The sequence below is a fragment of the Citrobacter telavivensis genome (assembly GCA_009363175.1).
Taxonomy (GTDB): domain Bacteria; phylum Pseudomonadota; class Gammaproteobacteria; order Enterobacterales; family Enterobacteriaceae; genus Citrobacter_A; species Citrobacter_A telavivensis.
In genome coordinates this window covers 1,173,516-1,195,013 of sequence record CP045205.1, presented here as the reverse complement: position 1 = coordinate 1,195,013, position 21,498 = coordinate 1,173,516, and the positions used below count along the sequence as shown (strand labels likewise).

Annotated in this window: 18 protein-coding genes and 1 tRNA gene; 13 read left to right on the top strand and 6 right to left on the bottom strand. The window is 51.3% G+C overall.

Annotated features, from left to right (window positions below; genetic code table 11):
- Positions 1-69: 69 nt before the first annotated feature.
- The 3 genes from GBC03_07925 to GBC03_07915 all read left to right on the top strand — a co-directional run bounded on the left by GBC03_07925 (position 70) and on the right by GBC03_07915 (position 2,584).
- Positions 70-930 carry a hypothetical protein gene (locus GBC03_07925; GenBank protein QFS70138.1) on the top strand — a complete coding sequence of 287 codons (861 nt, stop codon included), beginning with the start codon at positions 70-72 and terminating at the stop codon, positions 928-930.
- Entirely contained in the window at positions 930-1,286 is a 357-nt protein-coding gene (locus GBC03_07920; GenBank protein QFS70137.1) for a hypothetical protein, read from the top strand. The genes GBC03_07925 and GBC03_07920 overlap by 1 nt, the downstream gene beginning before the upstream one ends.
- Positions 1,287-1,537: 251 nt before the next feature.
- Complete coding sequence (locus GBC03_07915; protein QFS70136.1) at positions 1,538-2,584, top strand: RNA-directed DNA polymerase; 1,047 nt, start codon at positions 1,538-1,540, stop codon at positions 2,582-2,584.
- Between the two features lie 56 nt (positions 2,585-2,640).
- Here the strand turns inward: GBC03_07915 and GBC03_07910 are convergent, their stop codons facing one another.
- Complete coding sequence (locus GBC03_07910) at positions 2,641-3,888, bottom strand: DUF4102 domain-containing protein (protein QFS70135.1); 1,248 nt, start codon at positions 3,886-3,888, stop codon at positions 2,641-2,643.
- A 198-nt stretch (positions 3,889-4,086) separates the two neighbouring features.
- Positions 4,087-4,171 (bottom strand) — tRNA-Leu (locus GBC03_07905).
- A gap of 199 nt (positions 4,172-4,370) precedes the next feature.
- On the opposite strand from GBC03_07905, the gene GBC03_07900 reads away from it, so the two are divergent.
- Entirely contained in the window at positions 4,371-5,390 is a 1,020-nt protein-coding gene (locus GBC03_07900; protein ID QFS70134.1) for an alcohol dehydrogenase catalytic domain-containing protein, read from the top strand.
- A 24-nt stretch (positions 5,391-5,414) separates the two neighbouring features.
- Here GBC03_07900 and idnK read toward each other — a convergent pair whose 3' ends face one another.
- A complete protein-coding gene (gene idnK / locus GBC03_07895; protein ID QFS70133.1) occupies positions 5,415-5,957 on the bottom strand; it encodes a gluconokinase in 543 nt (180 codons plus the stop codon).
- Between the two features lie 217 nt (positions 5,958-6,174).
- Between idnK and GBC03_07890 the strand changes: the two genes are divergently transcribed.
- The 5 genes from GBC03_07890 to GBC03_07870 all read left to right on the top strand — a co-directional run bounded on the left by GBC03_07890 (position 6,175) and on the right by GBC03_07870 (position 12,017).
- Positions 6,175-7,218, top strand: a complete 1,044-nt coding sequence (locus tag GBC03_07890) for an alcohol dehydrogenase catalytic domain-containing protein (protein ID QFS70132.1) — start codon at positions 6,175-6,177, stop codon at positions 7,216-7,218.
- Positions 7,219-7,229: 11 nt separating this feature from the next.
- The gene (gene idnO, locus GBC03_07885) at positions 7,230-7,994 is read left to right on the top strand and encodes a gluconate 5-dehydrogenase (GenBank protein ID QFS70131.1); all 765 of its coding nucleotides are present in this window, start codon (positions 7,230-7,232) and stop codon (positions 7,992-7,994) included.
- 63 nt (positions 7,995-8,057) lie between these two features.
- Positions 8,058-9,377, top strand: a complete 1,320-nt coding sequence (gene idnT, locus GBC03_07880; protein QFS70130.1) for a gnt-II system L-idonate transporter — start codon at positions 8,058-8,060, stop codon at positions 9,375-9,377.
- A 60-nt stretch (positions 9,378-9,437) separates the two neighbouring features.
- Positions 9,438-10,436 carry a LacI family DNA-binding transcriptional regulator gene (locus GBC03_07875; protein QFS70129.1) on the top strand — a complete coding sequence of 333 codons (999 nt, stop codon included), beginning with the start codon at positions 9,438-9,440 and terminating at the stop codon, positions 10,434-10,436.
- A 78-nt stretch (positions 10,437-10,514) separates the two neighbouring features.
- Entirely contained in the window at positions 10,515-12,017 is a 1,503-nt protein-coding gene (locus GBC03_07870; GenBank protein QFS70128.1) for a DUF853 family protein, read from the top strand.
- 138 nt (positions 12,018-12,155) lie between these two features.
- Here GBC03_07870 and lptG read toward each other — a convergent pair whose 3' ends face one another.
- Both lptG and lptF read right to left on the bottom strand, forming a co-directional pair.
- Entirely contained in the window at positions 12,156-13,238 is a 1,083-nt protein-coding gene (gene lptG / locus GBC03_07865; GenBank protein ID QFS70127.1) for an LPS export ABC transporter permease LptG, read from the bottom strand.
- The gene (lptF, locus tag GBC03_07860; GenBank protein ID QFS70126.1) at positions 13,238-14,338 is read right to left on the bottom strand and encodes an LPS export ABC transporter permease LptF; all 1,101 of its coding nucleotides are present in this window, start codon (positions 14,336-14,338) and stop codon (positions 13,238-13,240) included. The genes lptG and lptF overlap by 1 nt, the downstream gene beginning before the upstream one ends.
- 266 nt (positions 14,339-14,604) lie before the next feature.
- Between lptF and pepA the strand changes: the two genes are divergently transcribed.
- The 3 genes from pepA to GBC03_07845 all read left to right on the top strand — a co-directional run bounded on the left by pepA (position 14,605) and on the right by GBC03_07845 (position 19,551).
- A complete protein-coding gene (pepA, locus tag GBC03_07855; protein ID QFS70125.1) occupies positions 14,605-16,116 on the top strand; it encodes a leucyl aminopeptidase in 1,512 nt (503 codons plus the stop codon).
- A gap of 97 nt (positions 16,117-16,213) precedes the next feature.
- Entirely contained in the window at positions 16,214-16,696 is a 483-nt protein-coding gene (holC, locus tag GBC03_07850) for a DNA polymerase III subunit chi (GenBank protein QFS70124.1), read from the top strand.
- Entirely contained in the window at positions 16,696-19,551 is a 2,856-nt protein-coding gene (locus tag GBC03_07845) for a valine--tRNA ligase (protein QFS70123.1), read from the top strand. The genes holC and GBC03_07845 overlap by 1 nt, the downstream gene beginning before the upstream one ends.
- Before the next feature lie 72 nt (positions 19,552-19,623).
- Here GBC03_07845 and GBC03_07840 read toward each other — a convergent pair whose 3' ends face one another.
- The gene (locus GBC03_07840) at positions 19,624-20,814 is read right to left on the bottom strand and encodes a DUF898 family protein (GenBank protein QFS70122.1); all 1,191 of its coding nucleotides are present in this window, start codon (positions 20,812-20,814) and stop codon (positions 19,624-19,626) included.
- A gap of 179 nt (positions 20,815-20,993) precedes the next feature.
- On the opposite strand from GBC03_07840, the gene GBC03_07835 reads away from it, so the two are divergent.
- Positions 20,994-21,497, top strand: a complete 504-nt coding sequence (locus GBC03_07835; GenBank protein ID QFS70121.1) for a GNAT family N-acetyltransferase — start codon at positions 20,994-20,996, stop codon at positions 21,495-21,497.
- The last annotated feature ends 1 nt before the right edge of the window (position 21,498 follow it).

Here is a 21,498-nt window from a genome sequence, read left to right as displayed (position 1 = left end):
TTTTTATTATAAGTTAACGGAATAAATATATTAGTTGCCTTGATTTGTTAATAACAGGTACTTTCTAATATGGTTGATTTCGATTCAGAATCATTTCATACACTGCTAAAGCTGACACAAAGTCAACCTTGGTTGAATAATAAGACAGAGGAATTACATTCATTATTATCGGAAGAATGTGACTCTGGTGAAAAAAGAGCGCTAATTATTGAGCTATTAAATAGATTTAATTATCTTAATAGCTCAGAGTTCCTCTCGATGCTTGAAAGTTTAGCCGAGTCAATAATTACCACGCCTAATATAGATGATGGAGATACGCAAATCGTAGCGATGGCTATGGACGGCTCAGCTGATAGTTCTCAATACATTTTATATGGACTCAAACCTATTTTACAGAAATACAACTGGACCAAATACTCTCATGTTAATGTTTGTGGAAAGGCATTTTCAAATTACCGAAACAACATTAATCTCAAAAATATTATTCTTGTAGATGAATTTGTAGGTTCTGGTGATACAGTAATAAACAGAGTGCGTTTTATTAATTCTCAGTTTTCTTCAGCAGGAATCACAGATTATAATATTTTTGTAAAGGTACTTGTTTCTACAAATGAAGGGTTCAAAAGGATAAAAGAAACAGGGATAGACTTTGAATCCTTAATAAGGATAAAAAAAGGGATTACTGATTTCTACGAAGATGAAATCTTAATACAAAATAAAAAAAATACAATGCTCGAACTAGAAAGTATTCTTTCAACTAGTTTCAACAATAGAAGCTTACCTAGTATGGGGTATGGGGAAGCTGAATCTCTTTATGCTCGAGAGGGTGGGAACACACCTAATAATGTCTTCCCTATATTCTGGTGGCCACAACTAAATAATGAAAATGGCAGAAAAGTTCTCTTAATTAGAGCAATGGGTGATGCTTAATGAAAACTAATAACGTAGAACTACAACTATTATATTTATTATTAAAATCACACAACCAGCTTGATTCTTTCACGGCATTTAAAAGAATGCGCATAAGCTTTGCTGAATTTTCCAAGACACTTTACAACCTCAAACAGTTAAAGCTTATTGAGGAGTTAGATAAAAAAATCAAACTTACAAAAACAGGATATGTAAGAGCATTCACAGAGTACAGCTCAAAAACTGATAAAAAGTGGAGAGAAGTACCATCGACATTTAAATTGAACGAATATGATATCGATGAACCATATTTACCAAACCTTCGATTACTTGACCCTATAAAATTCCCTATTGCAAAAAGCAAAATAAATCGCTAAAATATCTATAAGCTTACAGAAGCTAGTATGTTGGAGTGTAGTCGCTCCCCGAACTAAGGTTCGCGATAGCCAACACTCAAGGATGATTTTGTACCAAATTCATCCTTGAGTTGACAAAAGGACTGCGTCCTTTGTGTCGGGATCAGAACACAATAAAATTAGCGTATCGCAAATTTTATTGCATTCTGATCTGTTGCAAAGTATTGAAGGTATCTTCTGTAAGCTTTTTTAACGAATGCGGATTTCATATCATGACATTTCAAAAGTTAGATAAAGTTCAAGAATTAAAAATCAACTCATGGTATCTCTACTTAAAAAATAGAGGATTACCATCTGACTTGATTGATGAATATATTTCTTACATTATCTCCTTAATAGATAAAAATCTTCCTATAATATTCGAACTCGAGCATTTATCTAAACTACTTTCTATTAATTACATTGAATTATTAAAAATAATAAATTCACCGGAAAACTATTACAGAGAGTTTAACATTCCCAAAAGAAAAGGTGGGACAAGAAATATTCTTTCTCCATATCCTTCTTTACTCCATTGCCAAAAATGGATATATAAAAATATACTATCCAAAATAGCTATTCATGATGCCGCACACGGTTTCATAAAGAAACGTTCCATTATGTCTAATGCAGAGAAGCACGTAGAAAAAAAATGTATTTTAAAAATGGACATGTCAGATTTCTTCCCATCCATTCCAATTAACTGGGTTATTAACTTCTTTCATTCTTTAGGTTACTCTAATAATGTTTCATTCTACTTATCATCTATCTGCTGTCTAAACAACGGGCTTCCTCAAGGAGGTGCCACTAGTCCATACTTGTCAAATATATTGCTAGTAAGTCTTGATCGAAGGTTAACAAACTTATCAAAATCATATAAATTGGACTACACTCGATATGCTGATGATATGACTTTTTCTGGCGACTATATTCCGTTAAAATTCTCAGAAATTGTATCTCAAATAATTGATAATTTCGGACTTCATATTAACAATGACAAAACGCAACTGATTACAAAACCTGGAAAAAGAATAATAACTGGAGTTTCTGTAGCTGGTTCTAAAATGACATTACCAAGAGATAAAAAAAGAGAAATAAGGAAGGAAGTACATTACATCAAAAAATTTGGATATCTTTCACATGCTTCAAAAATGAAAATTAGAAATCCGGCCTACCTAAGTGTGCTTGAAGGTAAACTGAATTTTTGGCTTCAAGTTGAACCTGATAATGAATATGCAAAACAAGCGATAGTATTCATCCGAACTTTAAAGAACATATAATCCTGTTATAATTCTCTTTAGTGTTAAGTTACATTGATAATTTTCTGGGGTTAATCTTAATTACGAAAATCATATGGACTAACCCCCACCTCTCTATTCACATCCAGATAATCAGCCCACCACTGCAACATCAGCCTCCTCTCCCCCAGATGCTCCGCCTTATGAATGTAAGCTGCTCGCACAGAGCTACGCTCCTGGTGACTCATCTGCCGCTCTACCGCATCCCTCGACCATAATCCCGACTCTATCAACGAGCTACACGCCATGGTTCTGAAACCATGCCCGCAAACCTCCACCTTCGTATCGTAGCCCATCACTCGCAGAGCCTTGTTCACTGTGTTCTCACTCATCGGCTTACGTGGATCATGATCACCAACAAAAATCAGCTCTCGATTCCCACTCATGCTTTTGATCTTTTCCAGAATAGCCAGAGCCTGCCGCGATAAGGGAACAAGATGTGGAGTCCGCATCTTCGAACCACGTTGAGAATGCTTAACACCTTCCAGCGGTTCACGCTCTCCCGGAATCGTCCACATAGCTGTTTCAAAATCTACTTCTGACCAACGGGCAAAACGCAACTCGCTTGAACGGATAAAAACCAACAAGGTTAGTTCGACAGCAAGTCGGGTTAACGGTCTTCCAGAATAGTGATCAATGCGATGAAGTAATTCAGGTATGCGGTTAAGCTCCAGAGCCGCACGATGCTGTCTTTTTGCCGTAGCAACCGCACCGGCAATTTCTTGGGCAGGATTGTAGTCGATTAAACCGCTCTGCACAGCAAAGCGCATAATTGCGGTAGTTCGCTGTTGTAAACGGGCGGCAACTTCGAGTCGTCCGGATGATTCCACAGCCTTAATGGGTACAAGCAAATCTCGTGTCTTCAGCTCCGCAATATTCCGCTTACCGATAGCAGCAAAAAGATTATCTTCCAGGCTTTTCAATACACGAGCACTATGCGATGCAGACCATTTCTGATTGCTGGCGTGCCAGTCTCTGGCAACCACTTCAAACGTTATCGCCTCTTGCTCCTGCTCTACCTTAACGGCTTTCTTGTTTTCACTGGGATCGACGCCATTAGCTAATAGCTTACGGGCCTCATCCCTGCGTGCCCTGGCATCTGCTAGCGAAACCTCAGGGTATTTCCCCAGCGCCAGCATCTTCTCTTTACCGCCGAAGCGGTAACGAAGACGCCAATATTTGGAACCGTTAGGGTGAACCAGCAAAACCATGCCTTCACCGTCAGTTAGTTTATAGGCTTTTGCTTCAGGTTTAGCCGAACGAACCTTCACATCACTCAGAGCCATGATGAGTATCCTTTCAAGGGTTCGGTGTGGGTACAAACATTATCGAACCGGGATATACCCGCAGTTGTACCCGCAACAGTAAGTTGATGTAGATTGAATCAGGTTGACTTAGGAAGAGTGAAAAAGCGAGGAAAGCCTTGCGGATACTGGATTTCAGGCACAAAAAAAGACGTCCGTTGACGTCTATTGATGTTCCGATGGTGCCGAAGGCCGGACTCGAACCGGCACGTATTTCTACGGTTGATTTTGAATCAACTGCGTCTACCGATTTCGCCACTTCGGCACTGAAGAGGTACGCGGAAAACGTTGTGGATTATACCTGTAGCACGCAACCATGCAAGCGCTAGCGTGTGTCTTCTCCGTTAAGTGTCGAAAAAATCAGCACGCTTCCCCTATTCCTCTTCTCTATCCCCTCTTCTGCAAAGCGACGCCGTTTTCCATGCTCTACACTTTTCTGTTCAACACCACATGAGGGAAACACGATGTCGATGATAAAAAGCTATGCTGCAAAAGAGGCGGGCAGCGAACTCGAACTCTTTGAATACGATGCGGGCGAACTCAAGCCGGAAGATGTCGAGGTACAGGTCGATTACTGCGGTATCTGCCATTCCGATTTGTCGATGATCGACAACGAGTGGGGATTCTCTCAATATCCACTGGTTGCCGGGCATGAGGTGATTGGTCGCGTGGTCGCTCTCGGCAGCGCGGCACAGGGGAAAGGGCTGAAGATCGGCCAGCGCGTGGGTATTGGCTGGACGGCACGCAGCTGTGGGCACTGCGATGCCTGTATCAGCGGCAATCAGATCAACTGTCTGGAAGGCGCTGTGCCAACCATTCTCAATCGCGGCGGCTTTGCTGAGAAGCTGCGCGCAGACTGGCAGTGGGTGATCCCGCTTCCGGAAAGCATCGATATTGAATCCGCCGGTCCGCTGCTGTGCGGCGGCATCACGGTGTTTAAACCGCTGCTGATGCACCACATCACCGCCACCAGCCGCGTCGGAGTGATTGGTATTGGCGGGCTGGGGCATATCGCGATTAAGTTGCTGCATGCGATGGGGTGTGAAGTCACCGCGTTCAGCTCTAACCCGGCGAAAGAGAAAGAAGTGCTGGCGATGGGTGCCGATAAAGTGGTGAACAGCCGAGATCCGCAGGCATTAACCGCGCTGGCAGGCCAGTTCGATCTCATCATCAACACCGTCAATGTCGATCTCGACTGGCAGCCCTACTTCGAAGCGCTGGCCTACGGCGGTAACTTCCACACCGTCGGCGCGGTGCTGAAACCATTGCCGGTACCCGCATTCACGCTGATTGCCGGCGATCGCAGCATCTCCGGTTCGGCGACCGGTACGCCATATGAGCTGCGTAAGCTGATGAAGTTTGCCGGACGCAGCAAGGTCTCGCCGACCACCGAACTGTTCCCGATGTCGCAAATCAACGAGGCTATTCAGCACGTGCGTGACGGCAAAGCCCGCTACCGCGTGGTGCTAAAAGCCGATTTCTGACGGTCTGACCCAGCGCCTCCTTGCTCAGATTGAGGCGCTGAGTCGCTCCCGCGCCTGGCGAAACGCCAGCACCGCCTGTTGGCACTGCGCCGTCACGTTCTCAATATCATGATTAATGTCGATACGCGCGATATCGGCTTCCTCTGCCAGCGGACATTCCAGCGCCTCAAACTGACTTTTCAGCAAGCCGACCGGCATAAAGTGCCCTGCCCGACGCTGCATCCGCGCCAGGATAATGTCGTAATCGCCGTCCAGCCAGAGAAAATGCACGTTAGGACTGCCTTTGCGTAAAAAATCGCGATACTGTTTTTTTAATGATGAACACACAATAAATCCCGTCTCATTTTTTTTATACAGACTATAGGACGCATCATTTAAGCGTTCTAACCACGGCAGCCTGTCTTCATCGGTTAACGGTATTCCCTGAGACATTTTATCAATGTTTTTGGCAGGATGGAGATCGTCGCCATCAATGAACTTCGCCGATAATAATGCAGCCACCTTACTGCCAATTAACGATTTACCACTTCCTGAAACGCCCATCAAAATATAGCTTTCCCCGGCCATGTAAAACCCTCTGCGTCATATTCCATGGCGCGATACTACGCCTGCACAATCGGCAATTTCACGTTTTTTTATTTCCATAGATAAGAATTATAAAGCGCATCACGTTATGCGTAACATTGTAGTGTAACAATTTTCCAGCGTGACACTGATCACAAATAAGGGCAATGAAAACCGCTTAAATGCACCGGAGATGAAGACCTGACCCAGTGAGGCATTTATGGAAGTGAAAACTCAATCCTGCGTTGTCGCGGGTAAGCATTCTGTTGCCGTTACACAACAGAATATCGAATGGAATAATAAAGGCACGCTCGTAAAAATAACTCGCGGAGGAATTTGCGGCTCTGATTTACATTATTATCAGGAAGGCAAAGTCGGTAATTTCACCGTCAAAGCCCCGATGATTTTAGGTCATGAAGTTATTGGCAAAGTGGTCCACAGCGATTCAGAAACATTACGCGAAGGACAGTCAATTGCTATTAATCCGTCTAAACCGTGCGGCCATTGTAAATATTGTCTTCAGCATGAAGAAAACCAATGTACTGAAATGCGCTTTTTTGGCAGCGCGATGTATTTTCCGCACGTCGATGGGGGATTTACCCAGTTTAAAACGGTCGATACCGCCCAGTGCATTCCTTACCCGGAACAGGCGGACGAAAAGGTTATGGCCTTTGCCGAACCGCTGGCGGTGGCCATCCATGCCGCGCATGAGGCTGGCGACCTACAGGGTAAGAAAGTGTTTATCTCCGGCGTCGGCCCCATCGGCTGCCTGATCGTCAGCGCGGTGAAAACGCTGGGCGCCGCGGAAGTGGTCTGTGCCGACGTCAGCCCCCGATCGCTGTCGCTGGCTCAGCAAATGGGCGCGGATACGCTGGTGAATCCTCTGCATGACTCGCTCGATCAGTGGAAAACGGAAAAAGGCTATTTCGATATCAGCTTCGAGGTCTCAGGCCATCCTTCCTCTATCACTACCTGTCTGGAAGTTACCCGGGCAAAAGGGGTGATGGTGCAGGTCGGGATGGGCGGCGCCGTTCCGGACTTCCCGATGATGATGCTGATCGGCAAAGAAATCGCCCTGAAAGGCTCTTTCCGCTTTACCACCGAATTTAACACCGCGGTCTCCTGGCTGGCGCATAACGTTATCGATCCGCTGCCGCTGCTGAGTGCGGAATATCCGTTTACCGATCTGGAACAGGCGCTGATTTTCGCCAGCGACAAAACCCAGGCGGCGAAAGTTCAGCTCGTCTTTGAGAATGAAAAATAAGGAGCAACATCATGAACGATCTTTTTTCACTGGCAGGTAAAAATATACTGATCACCGGCTCCGCCCAAGGGATCGGGTATTTGCTGGCAACGGGTCTTGGCAAATATGGCGCGCAGATTATCGTTAACGATATTACGTCGGAACGGGCAGAAGCCGCCGTCGCAAAACTACAGCAGGAAGGGATCCGCGCCGTTGCCGCCCCCTTTAACGTGACGCATAAACAGGATATCGACGCAGCAATAGAGCATATCGAAAAGGATATTGGCCCGATTGATGTACTGGTCAATAACGCCGGGATCCAGCGCCGTCACCCATTTACCGAATTTCCAGAGCAGGAGTGGAACGACGTGATTGCGGTCAACCAGACCGCCGTGTTCCTCGTCTCCCAGGCGGTAACCCGTCGGATGGTTGAGCGCCAGGCCGGGAAAGTGATCAACATCTGCTCGATGCAGAGCGAACTGGGTCGCGACACCATCACGCCGTACGCCGCATCGAAAGGTGCTGTGAAGATGCTGACTCGCGGTATGTGCGTTGAGCTGGCGCGCCATAACATTCAGGTTAACGGCATCGCGCCAGGGTACTTCAAAACCGAGATGACCAAAGCGCTGGTTGAAGATGAAGCTTTCACCTCATGGCTGTGCAAACGTACGCCTGCCGCCCGCTGGGGCGATCCGCAGGAACTGATTGGCGCAGCGGTATTCCTCTCCTCCAAAGCCTCGGACTTCGTTAACGGGCACCTGCTGTTCGTCGATGGCGGCATGCTGGTCGCGGTGTAACCACTGAACAACCCTACGCAGCGCGCAAGCGCTGCCTTTTTGGCACAGATAAGAGATAAGATTATGCCATTAATCATAATTGCGGCAGGCGTCGCGCTGCTTCTGGTCCTGATGATTGGCTTTAAAGTCAATGGCTTTATCGCCCTGGTCCTGGTCGCTGCCGTCGTGGGATTCGCCGAAGGGATGGACGCACAGGCAGTTTTACATTCCATTCAAAACGGGATCGGCGGTACGCTCGGCGGACTGGCGATGATCCTCGGTTTTGGCGCAATGTTGGGTAAATTGATTTCTGACACGGGGGCCGCACAACGCATTGCCACTACCCTGATCGGTACGTTTGGTAAAAAACGCGTGCAGTGGGCGCTGGTCGTCACCGGACTGGTCGTCGGGCTGGCGATGTTCTTCGAGGTCGGCTTTGTGCTGCTACTGCCGCTGGTATTTACGGTAGTGGCCTCTTCCGGTTTGCCGCTGCTGTACGTCGGCGTGCCGATGGTCGCCGCCCTCTCGGTGACCCACTGTTTCCTGCCGCCGCATCCGGGACCGACCGCCATTGCGACGATTTTTGAAGCCAACCTCGGCACCACGCTGCTGTACGGGTTCATTATCACCATCCCTACGGTGATTGTCGCAGGCCCGCTGTTTTCAAAACTGCTGACCCGCTTTGAAAAAGCGCCGCCGGAAGGGTTGTTTAACCCGCACCTGTTCACCGAAGAGGAGATGCCGTCCTTCTGGAACAGTATCTTTGCGGCGGTGATCCCCGTCATACTGATGGCTGTTGCCGCAGTCTGTGAAATTACGCTGCCAAAAACCAACTCAGTGCGGGTATTCTTTGAGTTTATCGGTAACCCTGCCGTCGCGCTGTTTATCGCTATCGTACTGGCGATTTTCACCCTTGGCCGACGCAATGGACGGACGATTGAACAAATCATGGATATCGTCGGTGATTCTATCGGCGCCATCGCGATGATTGTGTTTATTATCGCCGGCGGCGGCGCGTTTAAGCAGGTACTGGTGGACAGCGGCGTGGGCCAGTATATTTCGCAGTTGATGACCGGCACGTCGCTGTCGCCGCTGTTGATGTGCTGGACGGTAGCAGCATTGCTGCGTATTGCGCTGGGGTCAGCGACCGTTGCCGCGATCACGACCGCTGGCGTGGTGCTGCCGATCATTAACGTCACTCATGCCGATCCGGCGTTGATGGTGCTGGCAACCGGGGCCGGTAGCGTGATCGCTTCGCACGTTAACGATCCTGGATTCTGGCTGTTTAAGGGTTACTTTAACCTCAGCGTCGGTGAAACGCTGCGGACATGGACCGTGATGGAAACCCTGATTTCGATTATGGGACTGCTGGGCGTGCTGGCGCTAAACGCCGTTCTGCATTAAGAAGGCGGGATTAACCACCGGGGGGCGATGTCGCCGCCGCTCCCCGGTACGGGAGAGAAGATGAGGAACCACAGAATTTCTTTGCAGGACATTGCCACGCTCGCGGGCGTGACCAAAATGACGGTGAGCCGCTATATCCGCTCGCCGAAAAAAGTCGCAAAGGAAACCGGCGAGCGTATCGCGCAGATCATGGAGGAGATTAACTACATCCCGAACCGTGCGCCCGCCATGCTGTTGAACGCGCAAAGCTACACGCTTGGCGTGTTAATTCCTTCATTTCAGAACCAGCTCTTCGCCGACATTCTTGCCGGTATTGAATCTGTTACTTCTGACCACAACTACCAGACTCTGATTGCCAACTATAACTACGACCGCGAATCAGAAGAAGAGTCGGTGATCAATCTGCTCTCCTACAATATCGACGGCATCATTCTTTCCGAGAAATATCACACCCTGCGCACGGTGAAATTCCTGCGATCGGCCGCGATTCCCATTATCGAGCTGATGGATATCCAGGGCGATCGTCTGGATATGGAAGTCGGGTTTGATAACCGTCAGGCGGCGTTTGATATGGTCAGCACCATGCTGGATAAACGCCAGCGGCGCAAAATTCTCTATCTCGGTTCGAAAGACGATATCCGTGATGAACAACGTTTTTGTGGCTACTGCGACGCGATGACGCAGCGAAACCTGACGCCTCTGCGCGTTAACCCTCGGGCGATCTCGTCGATTCATCTGGGCACGCAACTGATGCGCGACGCGCTCGTCGCCCACCCGGATTTAGACGGCGTTTTTTGCACCAATGATGATATTGCAATGGGGGCGCTGCTGTTTTGCCGGGAGCGCGAACTGTCCGTACCGGAGCAAATCTCCATTGCGGGTTTCCACGGTCTGGAGATGGGCCGACAGATGATCCCAAGCCTTGCCAGCGTCATTACGCCCCGTTTTGATATTGGCCGCATGGCGGCGCAGATGTTGCTGAGTAAAATCAAGAACAACGACCACAACCACAATACGATCGATTTGGGATACCAGATTTATCACGGCAATACGCTATAAGTGATTTTCTCTCCCCTGCGCATATTCTCTTTCCTTCACATTGCCTATACTCGACGCAGGATAAATGGAGGAAATCTAATGAGCTCACCCCTGCTGATTGCCCGCACGCCAGACACTGAAGTGTTTTTACTCCCCGGTATGGCAAACCGTCATGGACTGATTACTGGCGCGACCGGTACCGGAAAAACCGTTACGCTGCAAAAACTGGCCGAATCGCTGTCGGAAATTGGCGTGCCGGTATTTATGGCCGATGTGAAAGGTGATTTAACGGGCGTCGCCGCTGAGGGACAAGCCTCCGAGAAACTGCTCGCCAGACTGAAAAATATTGGTATTACCGACTGGCAACCGCACAGCAACCCGGTGGTGCTGTGGGATATCTTCGGTGAAAAAGGCCATCCGGTTCGCGCCACGGTCTCTGACCTCGGGCCGCTCTTGCTGGCGCGTCTGCTGAACCTTAACGAGGTACAGTCCGGCGTACTGAACATTATCTTCCGCATTGCCGATGACCAGGGTCTGTTGCTGTTGGATTTCAAAGACCTGCGGGCCATCACTCAATACATCGGCGACAATGCCAAATCCTTCCAGAATCAGTATGGCAACATCAGCAGTGCTTCAGTCGGGGCTATTCAGCGCGGGCTGTTGACGCTTGAACAGCAAGGGGCAACGCACTTCTTTGGCGAGCCGATGCTCGACATCAAAGACTGGATGCGCACCGATGCCAACGGCAAAGGGATCATCAATATTCTCAGTGCCGAGAAGCTCTACCAGATGCCGAAACTCTACGCCGCCAGCCTGCTGTGGATGCTCTCCGAGCTTTACGAACAGTTGCCGGAAGCTGGCGATCTGGAAAAACCGAAGCTGGTCTTCTTCTTCGACGAAGCGCATTTGCTGTTCAACGACGCACCGCAGGTGTTGCTGGATAAAATCGAACAGGTGATCCGTCTGATCCGCTCTAAAGGGGTTGGCGTCTGGTTTGTTTCGCAGAACCCGGCGGATATTCCGGATAACGTACTCGGTCAGTTGGGCAACCGCGTTCAGCACGCCCTACGCGCCTTCACGCCGAAAGATCAGAAAGCGGTGAAAACCGCCGCACAAACCATGCGCGCCAATCCGGCGTTTGATACGGAGAAAGCGATTCAGGAACTGGGTACCGGCGAAGCGCTGGTCTCGTTTCTTGATGCTAAAGGCAGCCCGTCGGTCGTTGAGCGGGCGATGGTAATTGCCCCGTGCTCACGTATGGGACCGGTGACGGATGATGAGCGCAACGGACTGATCAACCACTCTGCGCTTTATGGTAAATATGAAGACGACCTGGATCGCGAATCCGCGTTTGAAATGCTGCAAAAAGGCATACAAGTGGCTACTGAACAACAGAGTAATCCCCCCGCGAAAGGTAAAGAAGTGGCCGTTGACGACGGTATTCTTGGCGGTCTGAAAGATATTCTGTTCGGCACTACCGGGCCACGCGGCGGTAAGCGTGATGGCGTCGTGCAGAGCGTGGCGAAAAGCGCCGCGCGTCAGGTGACCAATCAGATCATTCGCGGGATGTTAGGCAGTTTGATGGGCGGCAGAAGACGCTAGGCATTGCGCCGCAGTTTGCCGGATGGCGGCGTAACCGCCTTATCCGGCCTACAAGAGATGACAACTTACGCATCATAATTCGCGAGTAGGCCTGATAAGCGCAGCGCCATCAGGCACTGCGCCAGAACGTGCCGGAGATTATGACTTACGCATCATCAGCCAGAGGCTGATTAAGAAGAATGAGGCGCTCGGCAGCAGTGCGCCGATAATTGGCGGGATGCCGTACACCAGCGTCAGCGGGCCGAAGATCTGGTCCAGCACGTAGAAGACAAAACCAAAGCTTATCCCCGTCACCACACGCACGCCCATCGGCACGCTACGCAGTGGGCCAAAGATGAACGACAGCGCCATCAGCATCATCACCGCAACGGACAGCGGCTGGAAAACTTTGCTCCACATATTGAGCTGATAGCGTCCGGCCTCCTGGCCGCTCGACTTCAGGTACTTCACGTAGTTGTGCAGACCGCTGATGGAAAGCGCATCCGGGTCCAGCGCCACCACGCCCAGTTTGTCCGGCGTGAGGTTAGTTTTCCAGGTACTGCTCACGATTTGCGAACCGGTTACCTGCTTCGGATCGGTCAAATTTGACTCATCCACCTGCGACAGACGCCAGACCTTCTGTTCCGGATCAAACTTCGCAGACGCGGCATAGCGCACGGACTGCAAACGACGCTGATCGTTAAAGGCGTAGATACTGATCCCCCCTAACTCTTCATCGCCTTTCACCCGTTCGATGTAAACAAAGTTATTGCCGTCTTTCGCCCACAGCCCCTGCTGGGTGGAAAGCAGCGAACCGCCGTACATCGCCTGCGCACGGTAGTTACGCGCCATTTGCTCGCCCTGCGGCGCAACCCACTCGCCGATGGCCATGGTCAGCAGCACCAGCGGGATCGCGGTTTTCATCACCGAGAGCGCTACCTGCATACGGGTAAAACCCGACGCTTGCATCACCACCAGTTCGCTGCGCTGAGCCAGCATCCCAAGGCCTAGCAGCGCGCCAAGCAGCGCCGCCATTGGGAAGAAAATCTGCACATCTTTCGGCACGCTGAGCAGGGTGTACATCCCCGCGCCCAGCGCATCGTAGCTCCCCTGCCCGGCTTTTTTGAGCTGGTCAACAAACTTGATGATGCCGGAAAGCGACACCAGCATGAACAACGTCATCATGATGGTGGTGAAAATAGTTTTACCGATATAGCGGTCAAGGACACCAAATGGCTGCATCACACCGCTCCTTTACGCGAAAAACTGGCGCGCAGACGGCGCACCGGCACTGTATCCCACAGGTTCAGGCCCACTGCCAGCGCCAGGTACAGCAGGTTGACGACCCACATCCAGATAACCGGATCCAGCTTACCTTTCCCGCCGTTGGATTTCAGGGAGGTTTGGATCAGGAAGAACATCAGATACAGCAACATCGCAGGCAGCATTGACAGCACGCGGCCCTGACGTGGGTTGACCACGCTCAGCGGTACGACCATCAGCGCCATCATAAATACGGTGAATACCAGCGTGATGCGCCAGTGCAGCTCCGCACGGGCCCGATCGGTATTAGTGGACCACAGCGTACGCATATCCATCTGGTCAGTATCGTTAGGATCCAGCGCTACCGCCTGATGACCAATAATCGCCTGATAGTCCTGGAAGTCGGTGATGCGGAAATCACGCAGCAGTGCGGTGCCTTCAAAGCGGGTACCTTTGTTCAGGGTGACCACCTGCGTGCCGTCGCGCAGTTGCGATAAATGTCCGGAATCGGCAACCACCACGGAAGGACGGGCGTTACCTTTCGGGCGAATCTGCGCGAGGAACACATCTTTAAAATGGCTACCCTCAACGCTTTCAATGAACAGTACCGAACCGCCGTTGGTGGCCTGCTGGAACTGCCCTTGCGCCAGTGCAGCCATTCCTGGATTGGCTTTCGCCTCAGCGAGTACCTCATCCTGATGCTTTGACGACCACGGTCCCGCCCACATGACATTAACGGCGGCGATGATACCGGTGAACAGCGCCAGGATCATGGCGGCTTTCACCAGCACGGACTTGCTCAGACCGCAGGCATGCATCACCGTAATTTCACTTTCGGTATACAGTTTGCCCAGAGTCATCAACAGGCCGAGGAACAGGCTGAGCGGCAGGATGAGCTGCGCCATTTCAGGCACGCCGAGGCCCAGCAACGAGAGCACCAGATTTGCCGGAATGTCACCGTCAACCGCTGCGCCGAGGATCCTCACTAACTTTTGACAAAAGAAAATCAAAAGCAGGATGAAGAGGATGGCAAGCTGGCTTTTGAGCGTCTCCCGCACCAGATATCTTATGATTATCACTTTAAATACGCCCGTAAAAACTCGTCTTTTGCAGGAATTTAGCTTGTTTCATGGCTTAAACGTCATTTATTCTCTTGAGTCGTCGAAATCGTCGCTAAAATTATTATACTCAGCGGATTCGCCACTCAGAACGCGTTCTGATGTGCCAATGCCGTAATAACGTTAAGATTAACACGAAGTCACCGCAACTGCGGACATGAGTTACGAAAGCTTGCAATTCTAACCGCAGGCGCCGCCGTTGTCTTTAAGATTCAGGAGCGTAGTGCATGGAGTTTAGTGTAAAAAGCGGTAGCCCGGAGAAACAGCGGAGTGCCTGCATCGTCGTGGGCGTCTTTGAACCACGCCGCCTTTCTCCGATTGCAGAACAGCTCGATAAAATCAGCGACGGGTACATCAGTGCCCTGCTGCGCCGTGGCGAACTGGAAGGCAAACCAGGTCAGACCTTGTTGCTGCACCATGTTCCCAACGTGCTGTCCGAGCGTATCCTCCTCATCGGATGTGGCAAAGAGCGCGAGCTGGATGAACGTCAGTATAAGCAGGTTATTCAGAAAACGATAAACACTCTGAATGATACCGGCTCGATGGAAGCCGTCTGCTTCCTGACCGAACTGCACGTCAAAGGCCGCAACAACTACTGGAAAGTACGTCAGGCTGTCGAGACGGCCAAAGAGACGCTGTACAGTTTCGATCAGTTGAAGACCACCAAAAGCGAGCCGCGTCGCCCGCTGCGTAAAATGGTCTTCAACGTGCCGACCCGCCGTGAACTGACCAGCGGCGAGCGTGCTATCCAGCACGGACTGGCCATTGCCGCCGGTATTAAGGCTGCGAAAGACCTCGGCAACATGCCGCCGAATATCTGCAACGCCGCCTACCTGGCCTCTCAGGCGCGCCAGTTGGCTGACAGCTACAGTAAGAATGTGGTCACCCGCGTCATCGGCGAACAGCAGATGAAAGAGCTGGGAATGCACTCTTACCTCGCCGTCGGTCACGGTTCGCAGAACGAATCGCTGATGTCGGTAATCGAGTACAAAGGCAGTCCGTCCGAAGACGTCCGCCCGATCGTGTTGGTCGGTAAAGGGCTCACCTTTGATTCCGGCGGTATCTCCATCAAGCCTGCCGAAGGCATGGACGAGATGAAGTACGACATGTGCGGTGCCGCAGCCGTTTACGGCGTGATGCGCATGGTGGCGGAGCTTCAGTTGCCGATCAACGTCATCGGCGTGCTGGCGGGCTGTGAAAACATGCCGGGTGGTCGCGCCTATCGTCCGGGCGACGTGCTGACGACGATGTCCGGTCAGACGGTCGAAGTGCTGAACACCGATGCCGAAGGCCGTCTGGTACTCTGCGACGTCTTAACCTACGTTGAGCGTTTTGAGCCGGAAGCCGTGATCGACGTGGCGACCCTGACGGGTGCCTGCGTGATTGCGCTGGGCCACCACATCACCGGTCTGATGTCGAACCATAACCCGCTGGCGCACGAGCTGATCGGCGCGTCTGAACAAGCCGGTGACCGCGCATGGCGTCTGCCGCTGGGTGATGAGTATCAGGAACAGCTGGAGTCCAATTTTGCGGACATGGCGAATATTGGCGGCCGTCCTGGCGGTGCGATCACCGCAGGCTGCTTCCTGTCGCGCTTTACCCGCAAGTACAACTGGGCGCACCTTGATATCGCCGGTACCGCCTGGCGCTCCGGGAAAGCCAAAGGCGCAACCGGTCGTCCGGTGGCGTTGCTGTCACAGTTCCTGCTCAATCGTGCGGGTTTTTCCGGCGAAGAGTAAGTTAGAGATTGCCCCGTAGGCCGGATAAGCGCAGTGCCATCCGGCAAAATGCCTGATGTCGGCGCTAATGCGCCTTATCAGGCCTACGGTGTGCAACATGGCAACGCGTTTAAATCCACCACAAGAAGCCCCATATATGAAGAATGCAACGTTCTACCTTCTGGACAACGAAAACACCGTCGATGGCTTAAGTGCCGTCGAGCAACTGGTGTGTGAGATTGCCGCAGAACGTTGGCGCAGTGGTAAACGCGTGTTGATTGCTTGCGAAGACGAAAAACAGGCGATTCGCCTGGATGAAGCACTGTGGGCCAGACCGGCTGACAGTTTCGTCCCGCACAATCTGGCAGGTGAAGGACCGCGCGGCGGCTCGCCGGTGGAAATCGCCTGGCCGGAAAAACGCAACAGCAGCCCGCGCGATCTGCTCATCAGTCTGCGCGTTGGCTTTGCAGATTTTGCCACCGCTTTCACAGAAGTGATAGACTTCGTTCCTTACGAAGATTCTCTGAAACAATCGGCGCGTGAACGCTACAAAGCCTACCGCGTGGCTGGTTTTAACCTGAATACGGCAACCTGGAAATAATGGAAAAGACATACAACCCCCAAGATATCGAACAGCCGCTTTACGAGCACTGGGAAAAGCAGGGCTATTTCAAGCCTAACGGCGATGAAAGCAAAGAGTCCTTCTGCATCATGATCCCGCCGCCGAACGTCACCGGCAGTTTGCATATGGGTCATGCTTTCCAGCAAACCATCATGGACACCCTGATTCGCTACCAGCGCATGCAGGGGAAAAATACCCTGTGGCAGGTCGGTACCGACCACGCCGGTATCGCGACCCAGATGGTGGTTGAGCGTAAAATTGCCGCAGAAGAAGGTAAAACCCGTCACGACTATGGTCGCGATGCCTTCATTGACAAAATCTGGCAGTGGAAAGCGGAATCCGGCGGCACCATCACTCGCCAGATGCGCCGCCTCGGTAACTCCGTTGACTGGGAGCGCGAGCGCTTCACCATGGACGAAGGTCTTTCCAATGCCGTGAAAGAAGTGTTTGTCCGCCTGTACAAAGAAGATCTGATTTACCGTGGCAAACGCCTGGTGAACTGGGATCCAAAACTGCGCACCGCCATTTCTGACCTGGAAGTGGAAAACCGCGAGTCTAAAGGCTCGATGTGGCATATCCGCTACCCGCTGGCCGACGGCGCAAAAACCGCTGACGGTAAAGATTACCTGGTGGTTGCGACCACCCGTCCGGAAACCCTGCTCGGCGATACCGGCGTTGCCGTCAACCCGGAAGATCCGCGTTATAAAGATCTGATTGGCAAATTCGTGGTGCTGCCGCTGGTAAACCGCCGCATTCCGATCGTCGGTGACGAACATGCCGACATGGAAAAAGGCACCGGCTGCGTGAAGATCACCCCGGCACACGACTTTAACGACTATGAAGTCGGTCGTCGTCATGCCCTGCCAATGATCAACATCTTCACCTTTGATGGCGATATCCGCGAAACGGCGGAAGTGTACGACACCAAAGGCGAAGAATCTGACGTTTACTCAAGCGAGATCCCGGCTGAGTTCCAGAAACTGGAACGCTTTGCCGCACGTAAAGCGGTGGTTGCCGCCGTCGACGCACTGGGCCTGCTGGAAGAGGTTAAACCACACGATCTGACCGTCCCGTACGGCGACCGTGGCGGCGTGGTCATCGAACCAATGCTAACCGACCAGTGGTACGTCCGTGCCGACGTGCTGGCAAAACCGGCGGTGGAAGCGGTTGAGAATGGCGACATTCAGTTCGTACCGAAGCAGTACGAAAATATGTACTTCTCCTGGATGCGTGATATTCAGGACTGGTGTATCTCCCGTCAGTTGTGGTGGGGCCACCGTATTCCGGCATGGTACGACAACGACGGTAACGTCTATGTGGGCCGCAACGAAGACGAAGTACGCAAGGAAAACAACCTGGGTGCCGACGTTGCGCTGCGTCAGGACGACGACGTACTGGATACCTGGTTCTCCTCCGCGCTGTGGACCTTCTCCACGCTCGGCTGGCCGGAAAACACCGACGCGCTGCGTCAGTTCCATCCGACTTCTGTGATGGTCTCCGGCTTCGACATCATCTTCTTCTGGATTGCCCGCATGATCATGATGACCATGCACTTCATCAAAGATGAAAACGGCAAGCCGCAGGTGCCGTTCCATACCGTCTACATGACCGGTCTGATTCGTGACGACGAAGGGCAGAAAATGTCCAAATCCAAGGGCAACGTCATTGACCCGCTGGATATGGTCGACGGGATTTCCCTGGCAGACCTGCTGGAGAAACGTACCGGCAACATGATGCAGCCGCAGTTGGCAGAGAAGATTGCTAAGCGTACCGAGAAACAGTTCCCGGACGGCATTGAGCCGCACGGCACCGACGCCCTGCGCTTCACCCTGGCCGCGCTCGCCTCTACCGGTCGCGACATCAACTGGGATATGAAGCGTCTGGAAGGTTACCGTAACTTCTGTAACAAGCTGTGGAACGCCAGCCGCTTTGTGCTGATGAACACGGAAGACCAGGATTGCGGTTTCAACGGCGGCGAAATGACCCTGTCGCTGGCGGACAGATGGATCCTGGCGGAATTCAACCAGACCACGAAAGCGTATCGTGAAGCGCTGGACAACTTCCGCTTCGATATCGCCGCGGGCATTCTGTACGAGTTCACCTGGAACCAGTTCTGCGACTGGTATCTGGAACTGACGAAACCGGTGATGAACGGTGGGACGGAAGCTGAACTGCGCGGCACTCGCCACACGCTGGTTACCGTTCTGGAAGGTTTGCTGCGCCTGGCGCACCCGATCATTCCGTTTATCACGGAAACCATCTGGCAGCGCGTGAAAGTGATTTGTGGGATTACCGCCGACACCATCATGCTGCAACCGTTCCCGGCCTATGACGCGTCTCAGGTTGATGAAGCAGCCCTTGCCGATACCGAATGGCTGAAGCAGGCGATCGCCGCTGTGCGTAATATCCGTGCGGAAATGAACATCGCGCCGGGCAAACCGCTGGAACTGCTGCTGCGTGGTTGCAGCGATGACGCGATTCGTCGCGTGAACGACAACCGCAGCTTCCTGCTGAATCTGGCGCGTCTGGAAAGCATCTCCGTGCTGCCTGCCGACGACAAAGGTCCGGTATCGGTCGCCAAAATTATCGACGGTGCCGAACTGCTGATCCCGATGGCAGGCCTCATCAACAAAGAAGATGAGCTGGCGCGTCTGGCAAAAGAAGTGGCGAAAATCGAAGGTGAAATCAGCCGTATCGAAAACAAACTGGCTAACGAAGGCTTTGTGGCGCGCGCGCCGGAAGCGGTCATCGCTAAAGAGCGTGAGAAGCTGGAAGGCTACGCCGAAGCGAAAACGAAGCTGGTTGAGCAGCAGGCGGTCATCGCCGCGCTGTAATCGAATAACCGGATAACGGTAATGTAAAAAGGCCGGAGCATGCTCCGGCCTTTTTGTATCAGGCTTGTTGTATCAAATAAATGGAACCTGCGGCATCATACCGCGTGAAAGCACCGCAATCGGCCCTGTCTCGGGTTGTTCATCATGGTCAGTCAGTTCCAGAGTATCCAGATCGCCATCAACCCAGGTATTCGCCGCCAGGAAACGCAGATAGCGCATCTTCATTAACGGATAGGCCAGCCCCAGCGTAATGGACGATACCACGGCAATCAGCACCCACTGCACCACCAGCGCATGAAATGCGATACCGGAATGAAAACGGATACCGCCGTTCGCGAGCGTCAGACTGTTCATAAAATGATTACGCAAACCCATCCACATATACCCAGTGGAAAGCAGAATGGCAGCGAAATAGAGCAGGTAGCAGGCGATGATTTGTCCCTGGTACTCAAGGATCAGTGCAAGCTGCGCCTCCTCACTCATCCCGCCCATCATGCTGGCCATCATGATGGCGCTGAAAATGCCGGAAAAGAGCCAGGCAATCATCGCCAGGAAAGGCACAACGATCAGCATCGACAGGAAACACACTTTAATGCACTGTTTTACGCTTACAGCAACAGCGAAACGATGAATACCAAACTGACCGCCCTCACCGAGCAGCGTAATCCATTTCGCATACACGACACCGGCAATAACGCCGGCGCCTGCCAGGAAAATAACGAATGCTAACAGGACTTTTGTAATAATAGCCGTAACGCTGTCACCAGGAATATTCACCACCAGGAGAATAATCACCGTCAGCAGAATATAAAGCACAACGGGTAATCCCATCATCACCCACCATGCACGTCCCAATGGGCTGTGAAAGTTAAAGCGCACATTATTCAGTGTGGTCATCATGGCATTATATTTTATGCTTTTGACCATAAAGAGGGGTAATACCAGGAAAAATACCAACAGTAACACCAGTTCAAGCGCGGGCACGGCGGCGAAGAAAGAGATCAAGATAATAACAAAAACCAGGAACAACCAGCTTAAGAAAATTGCCAGTCCCGTCGCATGGTAGCCAAAACGCGCACCGTTCAATTCCATATTTTCATAAATATAGCGACGACTGCGCACCATCGCCCATGGTGTATAAATGCCAAGAGTAATGATACATAGAATGATATTAGTCAGGCAGATCATAAAATATTCTCCGGCGCGACCATGAAAGTCAAACTGCCAACGAGACTGCTGCCCGTTTTTTACTACTGAGTCCATAACAATTCCTTTGTTTGCCAAATATAAAAATGAAAACTATTAAATAATATCACTATCAGAAAACGCAGAATAACCCGTTCAGTGAAGAAACGCTTGTTTTTTTACGTACTGCTTGCATGCTTTCACAGACAGTGATATCAATTATAATTATATATATGTAGATTTAATTAAACGAAAATATGAGTAATCAACAGCATCAGTCCCTCACTCTCCGTCCCCTTTGCGTACAGGATAATCCTGTCATCGCGGCGGTTATCCGTCAGGTGTCCGCCGAATATGGTCTCTCCGCTGACAAAGGCTATACGGTTGCCGATCCGAATCTGGACGAACTGTATCAGCTCTACTCTCAGCCAGGCCATGCGTATTGGGTGGTGGAGCGTAATGGGGAAATCGTGGGCGGTGGCGGAATTGCCCCGTTAACGTGTAGCGAACCCGATATTTGCGAGCTGCAAAAAATGTACTTTTTGCCCGCGGCGCGCGGACAAGGCATGGCGAAAAAGCTGGCGCTGATGGCGATGGACCACGCTCGCGCGCAGGGATTTAAACACTGCTATCTGGAAACCACTGCCTTTTTACGCGAGGCGATTGGCCTGTACGAACATTTAGGGTTTGAGCATATCAGCGAACCGCTGGGCTGCACCGGGCACGTCGATTGCGAAGTGCGCATGCTCAAACCCCTGTAAA

What these genes read in the sequence shown, in the direction of transcription:
- GBC03_07925 (QFS70138.1), top strand. Translation starts at nt 70, where the DNA reads ATGGTTGATTTCGATTCAGAATCATTTCATACACTGCTAAAGCTGACA.
- GBC03_07920 (QFS70137.1), top strand. Translation starts at nt 930, where the DNA reads ATGAAAACTAATAACGTAGAACTACAACTATTATATTTATTATTAAAA.
- GBC03_07915 (QFS70136.1), top strand. Translation starts at nt 1,538, where the DNA reads ATGACATTTCAAAAGTTAGATAAAGTTCAAGAATTAAAAATCAACTCA.
- GBC03_07910 (QFS70135.1), bottom strand. Translation starts at nt 3,888, where the DNA reads ATGGCTCTGAGTGATGTGAAGGTTCGTTCGGCTAAACCTGAAGCAAAA.
- GBC03_07900 (QFS70134.1), top strand. Translation starts at nt 4,371, where the DNA reads ATGTCGATGATAAAAAGCTATGCTGCAAAAGAGGCGGGCAGCGAACTC.
- idnK (QFS70133.1), bottom strand. Translation starts at nt 5,957, where the DNA reads ATGGCCGGGGAAAGCTATATTTTGATGGGCGTTTCAGGAAGTGGTAAA.
- GBC03_07890 (QFS70132.1), top strand. Translation starts at nt 6,175, where the DNA reads ATGGAAGTGAAAACTCAATCCTGCGTTGTCGCGGGTAAGCATTCTGTT.
- idnO (QFS70131.1), top strand. Translation starts at nt 7,230, where the DNA reads ATGAACGATCTTTTTTCACTGGCAGGTAAAAATATACTGATCACCGGC.
- idnT (QFS70130.1), top strand. Translation starts at nt 8,058, where the DNA reads ATGCCATTAATCATAATTGCGGCAGGCGTCGCGCTGCTTCTGGTCCTG.
- GBC03_07875 (QFS70129.1), top strand. Translation starts at nt 9,438, where the DNA reads ATGAGGAACCACAGAATTTCTTTGCAGGACATTGCCACGCTCGCGGGC.
- GBC03_07870 (QFS70128.1), top strand. Translation starts at nt 10,515, where the DNA reads ATGAGCTCACCCCTGCTGATTGCCCGCACGCCAGACACTGAAGTGTTT.
- lptG (QFS70127.1), bottom strand. Translation starts at nt 13,238, where the DNA reads ATGCAGCCATTTGGTGTCCTTGACCGCTATATCGGTAAAACTATTTTC.
- pepA (QFS70125.1), top strand. Translation starts at nt 14,605, where the DNA reads ATGGAGTTTAGTGTAAAAAGCGGTAGCCCGGAGAAACAGCGGAGTGCC.
- holC (QFS70124.1), top strand. Translation starts at nt 16,214, where the DNA reads ATGGCAACGCGTTTAAATCCACCACAAGAAGCCCCATATATGAAGAAT.
- GBC03_07845 (QFS70123.1), top strand. Translation starts at nt 16,696, where the DNA reads ATGGAAAAGACATACAACCCCCAAGATATCGAACAGCCGCTTTACGAG.
- GBC03_07840 (QFS70122.1), bottom strand. Translation starts at nt 20,814, where the DNA reads ATGGACTCAGTAGTAAAAAACGGGCAGCAGTCTCGTTGGCAGTTTGAC.
- GBC03_07835 (QFS70121.1), top strand. Translation starts at nt 20,994, where the DNA reads ATGAGTAATCAACAGCATCAGTCCCTCACTCTCCGTCCCCTTTGCGTA.